Below are 15,325 nucleotides of genomic sequence, written 5' to 3' on the forward strand. Positions count from 1 at the left end.
AAGTCCTACTCCGCGGCCACGCTGGCCGCCTCTTCGCGCTCGTCCTGCAGGGACTCGAGCGCGCGGCGATAATCGGTCGGCATGACCTTCACGAACTTCGTCAGCGCATTGTCCCAGTCGTCCAGCAGGTCCGCGGCGCGCTGGCTGCCGGTGTGCAGCTTGTGCCGTTCGATCAGGATGCGCAGGCGTTCCGCGTCGTGGCGCAGCATGTCGCCCATGCCGGTATTGCCGACGGATGCGGCCCGCTGCTGCGGACGGCCGGTGCCGTCTTCCTCGTCCGGTCCGGCGCCGATCCGTTCCAGCTCGACCTGTGCGAGGTTGCAGCGTTGGTGGAAGGTGCCCTTGGGATCGTAGACATAGGCGACCCCGCCGCTCATCCCGGCGGCGAAGTTGCGCCCGGTGCGGCCCAGCACGGCGACGACGCCGCCGGTCATGTATTCGCAGGCATGGTCGCCCGCGCCTTCCACCACCGCGACGGCACCGGAATTGCGGACGGCGAAACGCTCGCCCGCGACGCCGTTGAAATAGGCCTCGCCCGCGATCGCGCCGTAGAGGACGGTATTGCCCACGATGATGTTCTTGCGCGGATTGCGGTCGACACCTTCGGGCTGGCGCACGATGATCCGGCCGCCCGACAGGCCCTTGCCGACATAGTCGTTGGCATCGCCCGTCAGGTCCAGCGTGACACCGTGCGCGAGCCAGGCGCCGAAGCTCTGCCCGGCGACGCCGGTCAGGTTCACGCGGATCGTTTCCGGCTTGAGGCCGGCATGGCCGTGCGTGCGGGCGATCTCGCCCGACAGCATGGCGCCGACCGTGCGGTTGACGTTGCGGATCTCGCGTTCGAGCACCACCGGCTCGCCCCGTCCGATCGCGCCTTCGCATGCCGCGATCAGCTCGTTGTCCATCGCCGCGGCGAGGCCGTGATCCTGCTCTTCCGTATGGCGCAGCGACTGGCCTTCGCGCAGTTCGACCGGGCTGAGCAGTCGGGTCAGGTCGATGCCCTGCGCCTTCCAGTGACGCTTGGCCTTGCGCATGTCGAGCCGGTCGACCCGGCCGACCATTTCCTCGACCGTGCGGAAGCCCATCTCGGCCATGATCTGGCGCAGTTCCTCGGCCACGAAGAAGAAGTAGTTGATCACGTGTTCGGGCGTGCCGGTGAAGCGCTTGCGCAGTTCGGGGTCCTGCGTCGCCACCCCCACCGGGCAGGTGTTGAGGTGGCACTTGCGCATCATGATGCAGCCTGCGGCGATCAGCGGCGCGGTCGCGAAGCCGAACTCGTCCGCCCCAAGCAGCGCGCCGATGGCGACATCGCGCCCGGTGCGAAGGCCGCCGTCCACCTGCACTGCGATCCTGCTGCGCAGGTCGTTCAGCAGCAGCGTCTGCTGCGTTTCGGCGAGGCCGATCTCCCACGGGGAGCCCGCGTGCGTCAGGCTGGTCAGCGGCGATGCGCCGGTCCCGCCCTCGTAGCCGGAGATCGTGACATGGTCCGCGCGCGCCTTGGAAACGCCCGCGGCAACTGTGCCGACGCCGACTTCGGAGACGAGCTTCACCGAAATGCGCGCGCTCGGCTGCACGTTCTTCAGGTCGTGGATCAGCTGGGCGAGATCCTCGATCGAATAGATGTCATGGTGCGGTGGCGGACTGATGAGGCCCACCCCCGGGGTCGAATGGCGCACGGCGCCGATCCGCTTGTCCACCTTGTGGCCGGGCAACTGGCCGCCTTCTCCGGGCTTTGCGCCCTGCGCCATCTTGATCTGGATGTCGTCGGAATTGACGAGGTATTCGGTGGTGACCCCGAACCGGCCGCTCGCGACCTGCTTGATCCGGCTGCGCATGGAATCGCCATTGTCTAGCGGCACGAACCGTTCCGGTTCCTCCCCGCCTTCGCCGGTGTTGGAGCGCCCGCCGATCCGGTTCATCGCGATCGCCAGGGTGGAGTGCGCCTCGTGGCTGATCGAACCGAAGCTCATCGCGCCGGTGCTGAACCGCTTCACGATTTCGGATGCCGGTTCGACCTCGGACAGGTCGAGCGGCTGTTCGGCCTTCTTGAGATCCATCAGGCCGCGGATGGTCAGCAGCCGTTCGGACTGTTCGTTCACCGATTTGGCGAATTGTGCGTAGTTTTCCGGCTTCTCGCCCCGCACCGCATGCTGCAGGTCGGCGACATTGGCGGGCGTCCAGGCATGATCCTCGCCCCGGAGGCGGTACTGGTAGATCCCCCCCACATCGAGCATTCCGGCGTAGAGCGGATCGTCGCCATAGGCGATCGCGTGGCGGCGCACGGTTTCCTCGGCGACTTCGGTCAGGCCGATGCCCTCGATCGTCGTAGCCGTTCCGGTAAAATAGGCTTCGATGAAATCACCGGACAGGCCCACCGCGTCGAAGATCTGCGCCCCGCAGTATGACTGGTAAGTGCTGATGCCCATCTTGGACATGACCTTCAGGATGCCCTTGCCGACCGCCTGGATGTAATTGGCGCGGACATCGTCTGCCGCCATGTCGGGGAACTTGCGGGCGCGCAGGTCCTCCAGCGTCTCGAAGGCGAGATAGGGGTTGATCGCTTCCGCGCCGTAACCGGCGAGCACGCAGTAATGATGCACCTCGCGCGCCTCGCCCGTCTCCACCACCAGTCCGGTCTGCATCCGCAGGCCCTGCCGGACGAGGTGATGGTGGACCGCCGCCGTCGCGAGCAGGGCCGGCATCGGCACCCGGTCCGGACCCTGCGCACGGTCGGACAGGATCAGGATGTTGTGGTCCTGCAGTACCGCCTCGGTCGCGGCCCAGCACATTTCCTTCAGCGCCATCGCGAGGCCGTCCGCGCCGCTTGCCGCGTCCCAGGTGATGTCGACCGTCGCCGTGCGGAACGCGCCGTCCAGCGTCGTTTCGACGGAGCGGATCTTCGCCACGTCCTCGTTCGTCAGGATCGGCTGCGCGATTTCGAGTCGCTTGTGCGTACCCGCATCGCGGCCCAGCAGGTTGGGGCGCGGGCCGATCATGGACAGGAGGCTCATCACCAGCTCCTCGCGGATCGGGTCGATCGGCGGATTGGTGACCTGCGCGAAGTTCTGCTTGAAATAGTCGTAGAGTGGGCGGCTGCGATTGCTCAGCACCGCGATCGGCGTGTCGGTGCCCATCGACCCGATCGGATCGCCGCCATGCATGCCCATCGGTTCCAGGAAGCGGGTCAGGTCTTCCTGCGTGTAACCGAAGCTCTGCTGCCGCTTCAGGAGCGGGATGTCCGATTCCGCGATCGCGGCCAGTTCCGGATCAAGCGTGTCGAGGTCTTCCAGCTTGTACTGCGCGGCTTCCAGCCAGCGGGCGTAGGGATGCAAGCCGGCGAGTTCCGCCTTCAGTTCCGCATCCTCCACGATCCGGCCTTCCTCGAGGTCGATCAGCAGCATCTTGCCCGGCTGCAGGCGCCATTTGCGCGTGATTTCGCTTTCCGCGAACGGCAGCACGCCGCTCTCGCTGGCGAGGCAGACGAGATCGTCCTTCGTGGTGCACCAGCGCGCCGGGCGCAGGCCGTTGCGATCGAGCGTGGCGCCGATCTGGCGCCCGTCGGTGAAGCACACCGCGGCCGGGCCGTCCCACGGTTCCATCAGTGCCGCGTGGTATTCGTAGAAAGCGCGCAGTTCGGGATCCATCAGCGGGTTCTTCCCCCACGCTTCCGGGACCAGCATCATCATCGCATGGGCGAGGCTGTATCCGCCCGCCAGCAGCAGTTCGAGCGCGTTGTCGAGGCAGGCCGTGTCGCTTTGCCCGTGCGGGATCAGCGGCCACATCTTGTCGAGGTCCGCGCCCAGCAGTTCGGATTCCATCGTCCGGCGGCGCGCGTTCATCCAGTTCACATTGCCGCGAACCGTGTTGATCTCGCCATTGTGCGCGGTGAAGCGATAGGGGTGCGCGAGCCGCCAGCTGGGGAAGGTGTTGGTGCTGAAACGCTGGTGCACCAGCCCGAAGGCGGACACGCAGTCCGGATCGCGCAGATCGTCGTAGAACGAGCCGACCTGATTCGCCAGCAGCAGGCCCTTGTAGACGATGGTGCGCGAGGAGAAGGACGGGATGTAGGCTTCGGTCAGGCCCGGCAGGTCCAGCTTTTCCGCCAGCTTGCCGAGCGGGTTGAGCGTCTGCTTGCGGATGACGATCAGCTTGCGCTCGAACGCGTCCTGGTCGGCGCAGTTCTCGCCGCGCGCGATGATGCACTGGCGGATCACCGGCATGGAGGCGAGCACCGCCTTGCCGAGCCCGTCCATGGTCAGCGGAACGTCGCGCCAGCCGACGACGCGCTGGCCTTCCTTCTCGGCGAATTTTTCCAGCTGCGCGGTCACGAATTCGCGCGCCTTTTCGTCCTGCGGCAGGAAGCAGGCCGCGACGGCATAATCGCCCGGCTGCGGCAGGTCGTGGCCTTCGGCCTCCGCCCAGCGGCGGAACAGCGGATCGGGGACTTGCAGCAGGATGCCCGCGCCATCGCCCAGCAGCGGATCCGCGCCGACGGCGCCGCGGTGATCGAGGTTGGCGAGAATCTCGAGCGCCTGGCCTACGATTTCGTGCGATTTCGCGCCCTTGATGTGCGCGATCATGCCGACGCCGCAGGCGTCGTGCTCGTTGCGCGGATCGTACAGGCCCGAAACCGGGGGAAATCCCATCAAAACACCTCGTCATGCCAGATGCCCGCGCGCCCCCGGGGGGCGGAATGCGGGCAGGAAAAGCGATCTGCGAATCCCCGAAACCGGGAATTATCTGTCGCGTGGCGCCTTAATGACGAAACGAAATGTTTTTTGCAACTGCGAGCAAGGAGATAGTCCGGGCCGGGAACCGGACCATGGTGTCGATGCGGCCGGCAGTCTGGCGGATCAGTTGCCGCCGCTCATCCGCTGCAGCTTTTCGAGAGCCTCGCGAAGCGCGCGTTCCGTATCGTTAGGTACGGCACTGGCAGGTTTCGGCTGCGCACTGCCGACCGGTGCATCGAACTTGCGCGGGGTGAAATCGCCCGAATCCATGTTTTCGTATGCACTGGCAGTATCCCCTTCGCGGACCGGTCCGTCGCTGGCCGGGAAAGCCGCGCCCTTTTCCTGACCGGGGAACACCACGACCTGGCGGGGATGCTCGTCTTCCTCGTCGGCTTCGTCGATGCGGACGAAGTCTCCACCCCCGCCGAGCGACGAACGCATGGAGAGGAGCGAGCTGTAGGCGTCCTGGCTCTCGGCCGCGATGCTCTCGTTCTCGGCATCCGCCTCGAACTCGGCTTCGGCACGGGCAACCCCGGCGCGTTTCATGTAGTCGGACAGGTCGAGCGCGAGCGGACCGTCATCGTCCTCGCCGTATCCGTCCTCGTCTTCCTCATCGAGATCGAGCGGCTGGCCGAACGGATTGAACGGCGTGCGTTCGGGAAGGGCGGCTTCTTCGGAAGCCGGTTGCGGCTGCGCAGGCGCGGCGTCCTTCTCGGGACGGCGGAACACCATCGGCGTGTTCGCATCCTGCGCGGGCTGCGGTGCAAGATCGGCGGCGGAGCGGTTTTCCAGCGCGAAGGCCAGGCGCTCGACCAGCTCGACGAGGCCCATGTCGGCCAGCGGCTTGGTCGCGATAGCGGGCAGGTCGCGCTCGGCGGCCGCGGGTTCGGCGGGTTCTTCGACCGAGTGCGCCTGTGCGGATTGCGACGGCGCGTCGAGGTCCGTGTGCTCCGGCGGATCGAAATCGGCGAACGGGTTGTAGTCGCTACGCGGTGCGAAACTTTCGGTCATGTCGGGCCCATCCTCGGCAGGCAGTTCGGGTTCTGGTTCGGCGGTCGCCTGCTCTTGTCCGCGCGTGTCGTGCAGGAAGGCTGCGTCGAAATCGGGTTCTTCGATTTCGGCATCCTCACTGAGGGCATCGTCAACGAAGGCGTCATCGGCGAAGGCGAGCGGTTGCGCGGTTTCTGCCGGCGCAGGCGAGTCCTCGATCGGAAGTTCGTCGTTCGCGAGCGGCAGCGGGCTCTCGTCCTCGTCCGCCAGCTCGGTCAGTTCGAGCGCGTCGAAATCGGCTTCGTCCCCGTCATCCCCGGCGTCGTCCCCGGCATCCTCGCTGGCACCGGGCACGGGGGCGTGATCGAGAAATTCGCTCGGTCCGCTCTCGTCGGCGAGCGACAGGGCGCGGCGCCGGCCGAGATAGGGCGGGCGCGCGGGTGCATCCTGTTCGTCCACGGGTTCGTCGAGACTGTCGGAGCCCAGTTCGCTGCGGGCGGCGATCGGCTGCCTCGCCACGAGCGGACCGCTCGGCTTGGCAGGCTCCGCGACGCTGTTGCCCGATGCGACGCGCCGCGCGAGCAGCAGGCCCATCACGACGCCGACGGCGGCAAGGGCGACGGCGATCACCAGGCGCGTGGTCATGCCGACCATGGGCCGCCCGGCCTCGTCCAGGCCGCCAAGGCCCATGTTCACATAGAGGCTTTGCGGCAGGATCAGGCTGCCGATGCCCAGCAATGCCGCGAACCACAGCGCGACCACGGCCGGAAAGGCGCGATGCGCACTGATCGGCACGGAAGATCGCCTGGTCTGGTTGTCTGTGCCCGTCACTCGGGTCCGTCCCCTGTTGTCAGCCCTGCGGGACCCGCTGCGGGTTTTGCGCACCGGATGCCCCTTCGACGGAGCGGCCTAGCAAGTTGTGGTAAACGGATTGATAACGCTGAACGTTCTTGGCCCAGTCGTGGTGCTCGGCGACATGCGCTCGCCCCGCATCGCGCATCCGGTCCCATGCTTCGCGCCGGTCGAGGAGATGGGCCAGGACACCGGCGCAGTCGGCGGGATCGTCCGGCGCGAACAGCACGCCCGTCACGTCCGGCTCGATCAGTTCGCGATGCCCGCCGACATCGCTCGCCGCCACGATCCGTCGCTGCGCCATCGCTTCCAGCGGCTTCAGCGGCGTGACCAGATCGGTCAGGCGCGATTTCTTGCGCGGATAGGCGAGCACGTCGATCAGCGAGTAGTACCGCTCCACTTCGGCGTGGGGCACGCGGCCGGTGAAGTGGATGGCATCGCGCGCCGGCGATGCCGCCGCTTGTGCCCGCAACGCCTCGTCCCGCGGGCCGCCGCCGACAAGCAGCAGGCGGGCGTCCGCATGGCGCTCCCGCAAAAGGGGCAGGGCGGCGATCAGGTCGTCCAGCCCTTCGTAGTCGTAGAAGCTGCCGATAAAGCCGATGACCGGCGCATCGCCGATGCCGAGTTCGGCGGCCAGTTGCTCGTCGCGCGGCGGCGGCTCTCCGAAGAGCGAGAGGTCCACCCCGTTGGGCGAGAGGCCGATCCGGTCGCGGTCGAAGCCGCGCGCCGCGAGATCGTCCCGCAGGCCGTTGCAGATGGTGAACACCCGGTCGGCATGACGCACGACATGGTTTTCGAGCTGGCGCGTCAGGCGATACTTCACCGATGCCTCGCGGCCCGTGCCGTTCCCGACCGCCGCGTCTTCCCAGAACGCCCGGATCTCGTAGACGACCGGGATACCAAGGGCGCGTCCCGCACGGATCGCGGCGAGCCCGCACAGGGCGGGCGAATGGGCGTGCAGGATATCGGGCCGCCATTCCTTCGCGAGGGCGACGATGGCCTCCGCGAGGCGCGCGACCTCGCGCCATTCGGACAGGCCCGGCAGGCCGCCCGCTTCGCCCGGCGTGCGATGGAAGGTGAGGCCGTCCACCGTCTCCACCTGCGGACCGTCGGCCGCGTGCCGTTGCCCTGTGATGCCGCGCACCTCCAGCCCCGCGGCCTGCTGCGCCGTCAGGATAGCGCGCGTGCGGAACGTGTAGCCGCTGTGCATCGGCAGCGAATGGTCGAGGACGTGGAGCACCCGTGTCATGCCGCAGCCCATGGCACGGGCATGTTTAACGCGCCGTCAACTGCGTCCTGCTAGCCCGATGGAAACCTTCGCGACGGATGGCTGTCCGCCGCGCTCATGGCTGCCTTTTTGCTGGAAACACGCCCCCCAAGTGATCGACTATTTCGCCCTTGCCCTTGCCCATGGCCTCCTGCTGATCGCCCTGCTGCGACTGGCGGGCCGCAAGGCGCTGGACGAGGAACCGGAGCTGGAAGCGCGCGAACGGCGCCGGCGGGACGAGCCGACCGATGCTTGACCTCGCGCTGTTCGCCTTTGTCGGCCTGTTCATCCTGCTGGGCTTCCGGCGCCCGTTCCTGTGGGTGCTGGCCTATCTCTACATCGACATCCTCGCGCCGCAGAAGATCGGCTGGGCGATCACGCCCATGTTCCCGATCTCCTTCATCGCGTTCTGCGCCGCCTTTGCCGGCTGGATCCTGACCGACAGCAAGAAGGGCGCGGCCTTTACCGTGCGGCAAGGCATCATGCTGGCGCTGCTGCTCTATTGCGGCTGGACCACGCTGGGCGCTGCCTTCCCGGTCGAGGCGCAGTTCAAGTGGGAATGGGTGTGGAAGGCGATGGTGTTCGCGATCTTCCTGCCGTTGACCCTGACCACGAAGCTGCGGCTGGAAGCGGCCTTGCTGGTCATGGTCCTGACCCTGTCCGCCATCGTCATCGCGACGGGCCTGAAGACGGTCGGCGGCGGCGGCGGGTACGAGAGCCTGTATTATTTCGTGAACGACAATAGCGGCCTCTACGAAAGCTCCACGCTGGCGACAGTCGCGATCGCCTCGATCCCGATCATGATCTGGTTCACCAGATACGGCACGATCTTCACGCCCGACTGGCGCGTGAAGGCCTTCGCCTACGCGCTGATCTTCGCCAGCCTGCTGATCCCCGTCGGCACGGAGGCGCGCACGGGCCTCCTCTGCATCGCGGCGCTCGGCGCACTGGCTCTGCGCGTGGTGAAGAAGCCGGTGATGTTCATCGTGGCGGGCGGTGTGCTGGGACTGTGCGCGCTGCCTTTCCTGCCGCAAAGCTATTACGACCGCATGGCCACCATCGGCAGCCCGGAAGGGGACGAAAGCGCCTCCACCCGCGTGGCGGTGTGGGCATGGACCATCGATTACGCGGCCGAGCACCCGATGGGCGGCGGGTTCGACGCCTACCGCGCGAACAAGTTCACCTACGATATGCCGGTGCGCGAGGGCGAGGGGAACACGGTCGCGGTCGAATATGTCGAGGTCACCGACGAGGCGCGCGCCTATCACTCGGCGATTTTCGAGATGCTGGGGGAGCAGGGCTATCCGGGGCTGGCGCTGTGGATCCTGCTGCACGTCACCGGTCTGTGGCAGATGGAGAAGCTGGCGCGGCGCTTCCGCAACCGGGTGGAGGTCCACGGGCACACGCACGAGGCTTGGCTGGGGCCGCTCGCCACGGCGCTGCAGTTCGCCCAGGTCGTTTACCTGGTCGGCGCGCTGTTCCAGGGCATCGCCTACCAGCCCTTCGTCCTGATGCTGATCGCGCTGCAATGCGCGCTCTGGACCTATGCGCGGCGAATCGAAAAGGCGTGGCCCGTGACCGAAACGAGAGCCCGCCAACGGCGTGCCGCGAGACGTAACCGCAATGCCGTAACGGCAGGAGACGCCGCGTTGCGCTGACCCTTGCGATACGCCATGACGCCCCCAGTTCCACCGGGTATCCCGTAAAGAAGGAGAGGCGCATGAGTCCGCAGGAAATCGCAGCCAAGACCGGCGAAAACATCGGCACCAGCGAATGGGTCGAGATGAGCCAGGACCGGATCAACCAGTTCGCCGAGGCGACGGGCGACCACCAGTTCATCCACGTCAACGAGGAAGCGGCCAAGATGACGCCGTTCGGCGGCACCATCGCGCACGGCTTCCTGACGCTGTCGATGATCCCGTATCTCAGCGCCCAGAGCGACCTGCCCAAGCCCGACGGCATCAAGATGGCCGTCAACTACGGTGGCAACAAGACGCGCTTCATCAACCCGGTGCGCAGCGGCAAGAAAATCCGCGGCCACTGGAAGCTGCTGGAAATGGTCGAGAAGCGGCCAGGCCAGTGGCAGCAGACGGTCGAGATCACCATGGAGATCGAAGGCGAGGAAAAGCCCGCCCTGATCTGCGAATGGATGACGATGTTCTTCGTCTGAACCGACCCTTCCGAATTTTTCGAGACACGCCAAACTGAAGGATTTCGAACATGCGTGACGCAGTCATCGTTTCAACCGCCCGCACCGCCATCGGCCGGGCCTACAAGGGCGGCTTCAACGCCACGCCCGGCGCCACGCTGGGCAGCCATTCCCTGAAGCCCGCGATCGAGCGCGCCGGAATCGAGCCGGGCGAAGTCGACGACGTGATCTGGGGCGCGGCGCTGCAACAGGGCGCGCAGGCCGGCAACCTGGGCCGCCAGGTGGCGCTGCGCAGCGGTTGCCCCATCGGCGTGTCCGGCATGACCATCGACCGCCAGTGTTCGTCCGGCCTCATGTCGATCGCGACCGCCGCCAAGCAGGTGATGGTCGACAACATGAACATCGTGGCCGCCGGCGGCCAGGAATCGATCAGCCTGGTGCAGACCGCCGAAATGCGCGTCATGCCCGATCCGGAACTGATCGCCATGCACGGCGCGATCTACATGCCGATGCTCCAGACCGCGGAAACGGTCGCCAAGCGGTATGGCATCACGCGCGAGCAGCAGGACGAATATGCGCTCGCCAGCCAGCAGCGCACCGCCGCCGCGCAGGAAGCGGGCAAGTTCGATGACGAGATCGTGCCGGTCACGACCATGATGAACGTCAAGGACAAGGAAACCGGCGAAGTCAGCCAGCAGGAAGTCACGATCGACAAGGACGAGGGCAACCGTCCCTCGACCACGCTCGAAGGTCTCTCCAGCCTGCAGCCGGTGATGGGTCCGGACACGACAATCACCGCGGGCAATGCGAGCCAGCTTTCCGACGGATCGAGCGCCTGCATCGTCATGGAAGCCAAGGAAGCGGAAAAGCGCGGCCTGACTCCGCTGGGCCGTTATGTCGGCATGGCGGTTGCCGGGACGGAGCCGGACGAAATGGGCATCGGCCCGATCTTCGCCATTCCCAAGCTGCTCGAACGCACCGGCGTGAAGCTGGAAGAGGTCGGCCTGTGGGAGCTGAACGAGGCCTTCGCGGTGCAGGTCCTTTATTGCCGCGACAAGCTTGGCATCGACAACGACATCCTGAACGTCAACGGCGGCTCGATCTCCATCGGCCATCCCTACGGCATGACCGGCGCGCGCTGCACCGGCCACGCCCTGATCGAAGGCAAGCGCCGTGGTGCGAAGTACGTCGTCGTCACGATGTGCGTCGGCGGCGGGATGGGCGCGGCAGGAATGTTCGAAATCCTGTAAAGCTGTGGTATCGGTGGTCGCGATTGGAGAACGCATGCGTTTCGTCGCGACCACCGCCCTCATCCTGGCCCTCACCGCTTGCGAGCGGACCCCGATACCGAGCGAATCGTCCGACACGCAGAGTGTCGATGCGGGAGGGCAGGACGCCGATGCCGCGCCTGACCCCGACGCGAAGGCCACGGGCGGGGAAGATGCCCAAAAATCGCGAACCGGCCCGGAATACACCTCCGCCTTCACCAAGTTCGATCTCGCCACGTGCGAGACCCTGACCGAGGAGCGGGAGGAAGGCAGCAGCGCGACCTATCGCTGCCCGGGCTACCAGGGCATCCCGATCTTCGTCCAGGAAGGCGACGGCCGCTTCGATATGGATGCCGGCGCCGACAACAAGCGGTTCCAGACGCTGAGCGCGTTCAACGATTTCTTCGACACGATCGAATGGCGGATGAAGGACGGCAAGCCCTTTGCGATTATCGTGCGATACCGCGACGCCACGATGGAAAACGCGAAGGCCGGGCGCACGGTGCTGGCCGTGGAGAAGATCGGCGGCGAAGGAACCGCCGGCTGTCGCATCGCCCAGATCGCCGGGAACACGGACGATGCGAACGCCCGCGCACGCGCGATGGCGGACGAACGGGCGGAGGATTTCGCATGCATCGGCGAGCCCGTCTATGTGGGCGACGCGCGCTGAGGCCTGACCGCGGAAAGGCCGCGGGCGCGGGCGGTCCGGCGTGATGGGGGCGGTCGAGATCCTCGGCATCGCGGCCAGTGTCAGCCTGCTGTCCGGCTGGCGGCTTTATCTGTGCGTGCTGGCGACGGGCCTTGCCATGCGGTTCGGCGCGTTGCCGCTCCCCGAACATCTCGAAAGCCTTGCCGTGCTGGCCAATCCGTGGGTGCTGGGCATTGCTACAACGGCAGCGGCGGCGGAATTCTTCGCCGACAAGGTGATGTGGCTCGATTCGCTGTGGGACACCGTGCACACGGCGGTGCGGCCGGTCGGCGGCGCGCTCCTCGCCCTCGCGATCGTCGATCCCTCCGATCCCGCGACGCAGGTCGTCGCCTTCCTGCTCGGCGGCAGCGGCGCTCTGCTGGCGCATGGCGGAAAGGCGGGTGCGCGTGCCGTCGTGAACACCAGCCCCGAACCGGTCAGCAATGTCGCCGCCTCCACGGTGGAGGACATCGCGGCGGTCGGACTGCTCTGGGTGGCGTACGAATATCCCTGGATCGCCGCCGGGATCGCCGTGTGCCTGCTGACGCTCGTCGTCTGGCTTCTCGTGATGGTCCGGCGTGTTCTCGGGCGGCTTTTCGGCAACCGGCACCTTCGCCGCGAGTGATGTCCGCGCGTCGGGTCAGTCCCTGACGAGTGCGCGCAGCGCTTCGATCCGGTCGGCCTCGTGCACCGGCTTGTCCCAGCGGATGCGGTGGATGCGCGGAAAGCGCATGGCGAGGCCGCTCTTGTGCCGCTTGCTCTGGTGGACGCTGTCGAACGCGACTTCGAAGACCAGGCTGCGATCGGTTTCGCGGACCGGGCCGAAGCGGTTGACCGTGTTCTGGCGGACGTGCCGGTCGAGTTTCTTCAGTTCCTCGTCGGTGAAGCCCGAATAGGCCTTGCCCACCGGCAACAGCTCCGCGCCGCCATCGGGGTCGCCGTCCCAGCAGCCGAAGGTGTAGTCGGAATAAAAGCTGGACCGCTTGCCGCTGCCGCGCTGGGCATACATCAGGACCGCGTCGATCAGCAGCGGGTCGCGCTTCCATTTGTACCACAGGCCGGTCTTGCGGCCGGCTACGTAGGGGCTGTCGCGCCGCTTCAGCATCAGCCCCTCGATCGCGTCGTCGCGGGTGCCTTCGCGGATCTGTGCCAGGTGCTCGAAATCGCGCGCATCGACGATCTGCGACAGGTCGAAGCGCGCCGCCGGAAGGCGTGCCATCAGCTTTTCGAGGATGGCGCGTCGCTCGGACCACGGTTTCTCCCGCAGGTTCTCCCCTTCCAGCGAAAGCACGTCGTAGACGCGCACGAAGGCCGGGCTCTCGCGCAGCATCTTCTTGCTGACCGTTTTGCGACCGAGGCGCTGCTGCAAGGCGTTGAAGCTGGCTGCGCCGCCCGCTTCCCCGCCCTGCGTGGCCCCCTGGACCAACAGCTCGCCATCGAGGATCGCGGGGAAATCGAGCGCGTCCAGCATCTCGGGAAAGGTATGCGAGATATCGTCCCCGCCGCGCGAATAGAGGCGCGTTTCCCCGCCTGCATGGACCAGCTGCACGCGGATCCCGTCCCACTTCCACTCAGCGACGTAATCCTCGAGGCTGACCACGGTCTCTTCCAGCGGATGGGCCAGCATGAAAGGCTTGAACAGCGGCAGCCCGCCGATATCGGGCGGATCGGCCCCGTCGGCCGCCCATGCGAACAGCTCGGGGTAAGGGGGGCGCATCCCGTGCCAGTATTCCTCCACATCCTCCACCGGCACGTCGAACGCCTGCGCGAAGGCGACCTTGGCGAGCCGCGTGGAAACGCCGATCCGCATGCCCCCCGTCGCGAGCTTGAGCAGGGCGTAGCGCCCCGGCGGGTCGAGCCGGTCGAGCAGGGCAGGCAGTTCGGTCGTCACGGACTTGCGAGTCATCGCTTCCAGCGCGGCCACGGCTTCGGACACCGATGGAGCCGGATCGACGGGCGCGGCGGCACCCATCTGCGCGGTGTCCCACAACAGGCTGGCCGTTTCCGCCGTGTCGCCGACGAAGTCCCGGCTCAGCGTCCATAGCGCGGGATCGATCCGGTCCTTCATGATGGTGCGAATGGTGCCGGACTTGACTGCCGGGAAGTCCAGACCGTCCGTCAGGGCCGCCATCGCCCAGCCGCGATCCGGATCGGGCGTCGCGCGCAGGTATTCGGCGATCAGGCGCAGCTTCTCGTTGCGGCTGCGCGTGTAGATAAGGGCATCGATGAGGGCGGCGAAATTTTCCATGTATGGTGAAAGTGCGATCCTCAGTCCTGCAGGATCACTTCGACGCGGCGGTTCTTTTGCCGCCCGTCCTCGTTGTCGGTCCCGTCCGGGTTGGCATTGGGCGCGGTCGGGCGGTCTTCCCCGTATCCGGTCACTTCCATCCGGTCTCCGGGTACCTGGTGCACGTCCTTCAGGAAGTCGCGCACCGCCTGCGCCCGGGCCCGCGACAGGCGATCGTTGTAGCCGTCGTCGCCCTTGGAATCGGTATGGCCCTCGACGGCGATTGTCGGCGGTTCCTCCGCATCGATCAGCTGCGCCAGCTTGGCGAGGACGGGGCGCGCACTCTCGCGGATCTCGGCCTTGTCGAAATCGAACAGGACATCGCCCGGCAGCGAAACGACGGTTCCGCGCGCCGTTTCGGTCGCGCCGAGTTCCGAACGGATGTTCTCGACCGAAGTGACCGAGCTGCGGCTGGGCTGCCCGTCGCCGGTCGAGGACCCGGCGCCTGCGGCCAGCTTCATCGACGACTGCGGCGCGGGCCGCCCGTTAGACAGACGGCTCAGTTTTTTTTTGAGCCGTCGTCCGAAAAGGCTGCCTCTTCCAAGGGCAGGTTTATGCGAAAGCCCGGCGTATTCGTGTGCTGGTTGCTGGTCTGGTTGCCGTCATTGACGATCAGCGTCGCGGTCTCGCCTTCCGGCAACTGGCCAAGGAAGACCAGTTCCGCTTCCATCCTCTGGCCGGGCTGGATCGTCAGCTGCTCGTTGTTGGTGGGCGCGGACAGGAACAGCTTCGTACCGCTGCCGGTCACCAGATAGGTATCGTCATTGCCGTACTGGTTGAGGCGGACTTCGGAATCGCGGCCATTGGTCACGATCGCATTGATGACCGTTTCCGATGGTTTCACCTGCAGGGACGTCAGCTGCAGCACCACCCGGTTGGGGTGGGCTTCCTGGATATTGAGCGCCATCGGCTCGCCGCCGCCGAACAACTGGGCCGTCAGGGACGGGCCCTCGGGCGTCATGTCCTGCGTTTCGCCGTCTTCGCTCGCGGCCTTCTCTTCCGAGGATGTGAGGCCGCATCCGGCCAGTGCCATGGCGGGGATAAGGGTCAGGGCCAGAACGCGCTTCATCGAACGTCTCCTCGTGACGGGGCTA

General features: G+C 66.5%; 12 protein-coding genes. 6 read left to right on the forward strand and 6 right to left on the reverse strand.

Going from position 1 to position 15,325, the window contains the following annotated elements; translation table 11 throughout:
- Positions 1-5: 5 nt before the first annotated feature.
- The 3 genes from gltB to AB1K63_RS11340 form a co-directional block, all read right to left on the reverse strand.
- On the reverse strand, positions 6-4,646 hold the full coding sequence (gene gltB / locus AB1K63_RS11330; RefSeq protein WP_366960262.1) for a glutamate synthase large subunit: 4,641 nt from the start codon (positions 4,644-4,646) through the stop codon (positions 6-8).
- A 207-nt stretch (positions 4,647-4,853) separates the two neighbouring features.
- The gene (locus tag AB1K63_RS11335) at positions 4,854-6,551 is read right to left on the reverse strand and encodes a hypothetical protein (protein WP_366960264.1); all 1,698 of its coding nucleotides are present in this window, start codon (positions 6,549-6,551) and stop codon (positions 4,854-4,856) included.
- A gap of 19 nt (positions 6,552-6,570) precedes the next feature.
- Entirely contained in the window at positions 6,571-7,821 is a 1,251-nt protein-coding gene (locus AB1K63_RS11340; RefSeq protein ID WP_366960265.1) for a TIGR04063 family PEP-CTERM/XrtA system glycosyltransferase, read from the reverse strand.
- Between the two features lie 130 nt (positions 7,822-7,951).
- Between AB1K63_RS11340 and AB1K63_RS11345 the strand changes: the two genes are divergently transcribed.
- The 6 genes from AB1K63_RS11345 (at position 7,952) to AB1K63_RS11370 (ending at position 12,569) form a co-directional block, all read left to right on the forward strand.
- Positions 7,952-8,095, forward strand: a complete 144-nt coding sequence (locus tag AB1K63_RS11345) for a hypothetical protein (RefSeq protein ID WP_366960266.1) — start codon at positions 7,952-7,954, stop codon at positions 8,093-8,095.
- Positions 8,088-9,497, forward strand: a complete 1,410-nt coding sequence (locus tag AB1K63_RS11350) for a DUF5935 domain-containing protein (RefSeq protein WP_366960267.1) — start codon at positions 8,088-8,090, stop codon at positions 9,495-9,497. The genes AB1K63_RS11345 and AB1K63_RS11350 overlap by 8 nt, the downstream gene beginning before the upstream one ends.
- A gap of 62 nt (positions 9,498-9,559) precedes the next feature.
- A complete protein-coding gene (locus AB1K63_RS11355; protein ID WP_366960268.1) occupies positions 9,560-10,009 on the forward strand; it encodes a MaoC family dehydratase in 450 nt (149 codons plus the stop codon).
- Positions 10,010-10,059: 50 nt separating this feature from the next.
- Complete coding sequence (locus AB1K63_RS11360; protein WP_366960269.1) at positions 10,060-11,238, forward strand: acetyl-CoA C-acyltransferase; 1,179 nt, start codon at positions 10,060-10,062, stop codon at positions 11,236-11,238.
- A 34-nt stretch (positions 11,239-11,272) separates the two neighbouring features.
- A complete protein-coding gene (locus AB1K63_RS11365; RefSeq protein WP_366960270.1) occupies positions 11,273-11,926 on the forward strand; it encodes a hypothetical protein in 654 nt (217 codons plus the stop codon).
- 43 nt (positions 11,927-11,969) lie between these two features.
- Positions 11,970-12,569 (forward strand): DUF4126 domain-containing protein, encoded by a 600-nt coding sequence (locus tag AB1K63_RS11370; protein WP_366960708.1) that lies wholly within the window; start codon positions 11,970-11,972, stop codon positions 12,567-12,569.
- Between the two features lie 15 nt (positions 12,570-12,584).
- On the opposite strand, the gene AB1K63_RS11375 is transcribed toward AB1K63_RS11370, so the two are convergent.
- The 3 genes from AB1K63_RS11375 to AB1K63_RS11385 are packed head-to-tail and all read right to left on the reverse strand — an operon-like array spanning position 12,585 to position 15,300.
- Positions 12,585-14,192 (reverse strand): cisplatin damage response ATP-dependent DNA ligase, encoded by a 1,608-nt coding sequence (locus AB1K63_RS11375; RefSeq protein ID WP_366960272.1) that lies wholly within the window; start codon positions 14,190-14,192, stop codon positions 12,585-12,587.
- A 20-nt stretch (positions 14,193-14,212) separates the two neighbouring features.
- Positions 14,213-14,692 carry an OmpA family protein gene (locus tag AB1K63_RS11380; RefSeq protein WP_366960273.1) on the reverse strand — a complete coding sequence of 160 codons (480 nt, stop codon included), beginning with the start codon at positions 14,690-14,692 and terminating at the stop codon, positions 14,213-14,215.
- A gap of 38 nt (positions 14,693-14,730) precedes the next feature.
- The gene (locus tag AB1K63_RS11385; protein ID WP_366960274.1) at positions 14,731-15,300 is read right to left on the reverse strand and encodes a hypothetical protein; all 570 of its coding nucleotides are present in this window, start codon (positions 15,298-15,300) and stop codon (positions 14,731-14,733) included.
- Between the last annotated feature and the right edge of the window lie 25 nt (positions 15,301-15,325).

The organism is Qipengyuania sp. JC766 (assembly GCF_040717445.1).
Lineage (GTDB): Bacteria > Pseudomonadota > Alphaproteobacteria > Sphingomonadales > Sphingomonadaceae > JC766.

Bases quoted from the DNA above. Each gene is read 5' to 3' on its own strand.
- gltB (WP_366960262.1), bottom strand. From the start codon at position 4,646: ATGGGATTTCCCCCGGTTTCGGGCCTGTACGATCCGCGCAACGAGCAC.
- AB1K63_RS11340 (WP_366960265.1), bottom strand. From the start codon at position 7,821: ATGACACGGGTGCTCCACGTCCTCGACCATTCGCTGCCGATGCACAGC.
- AB1K63_RS11350 (WP_366960267.1), top strand. From the start codon at position 8,088: ATGCTTGACCTCGCGCTGTTCGCCTTTGTCGGCCTGTTCATCCTGCTG.
- AB1K63_RS11355 (WP_366960268.1), top strand. From the start codon at position 9,560: ATGAGTCCGCAGGAAATCGCAGCCAAGACCGGCGAAAACATCGGCACC.
- AB1K63_RS11360 (WP_366960269.1), top strand. From the start codon at position 10,060: ATGCGTGACGCAGTCATCGTTTCAACCGCCCGCACCGCCATCGGCCGG.
- AB1K63_RS11365 (WP_366960270.1), top strand. From the start codon at position 11,273: ATGCGTTTCGTCGCGACCACCGCCCTCATCCTGGCCCTCACCGCTTGC.
- AB1K63_RS11370 (WP_366960708.1), top strand. From the start codon at position 11,970: ATGGGGGCGGTCGAGATCCTCGGCATCGCGGCCAGTGTCAGCCTGCTG.
- AB1K63_RS11375 (WP_366960272.1), bottom strand. From the start codon at position 14,192: ATGGAAAATTTCGCCGCCCTCATCGATGCCCTTATCTACACGCGCAGC.
- AB1K63_RS11380 (WP_366960273.1), bottom strand. From the start codon at position 14,692: ATGAAGCTGGCCGCAGGCGCCGGGTCCTCGACCGGCGACGGGCAGCCC.
- AB1K63_RS11385 (WP_366960274.1), bottom strand. From the start codon at position 15,300: ATGAAGCGCGTTCTGGCCCTGACCCTTATCCCCGCCATGGCACTGGCC.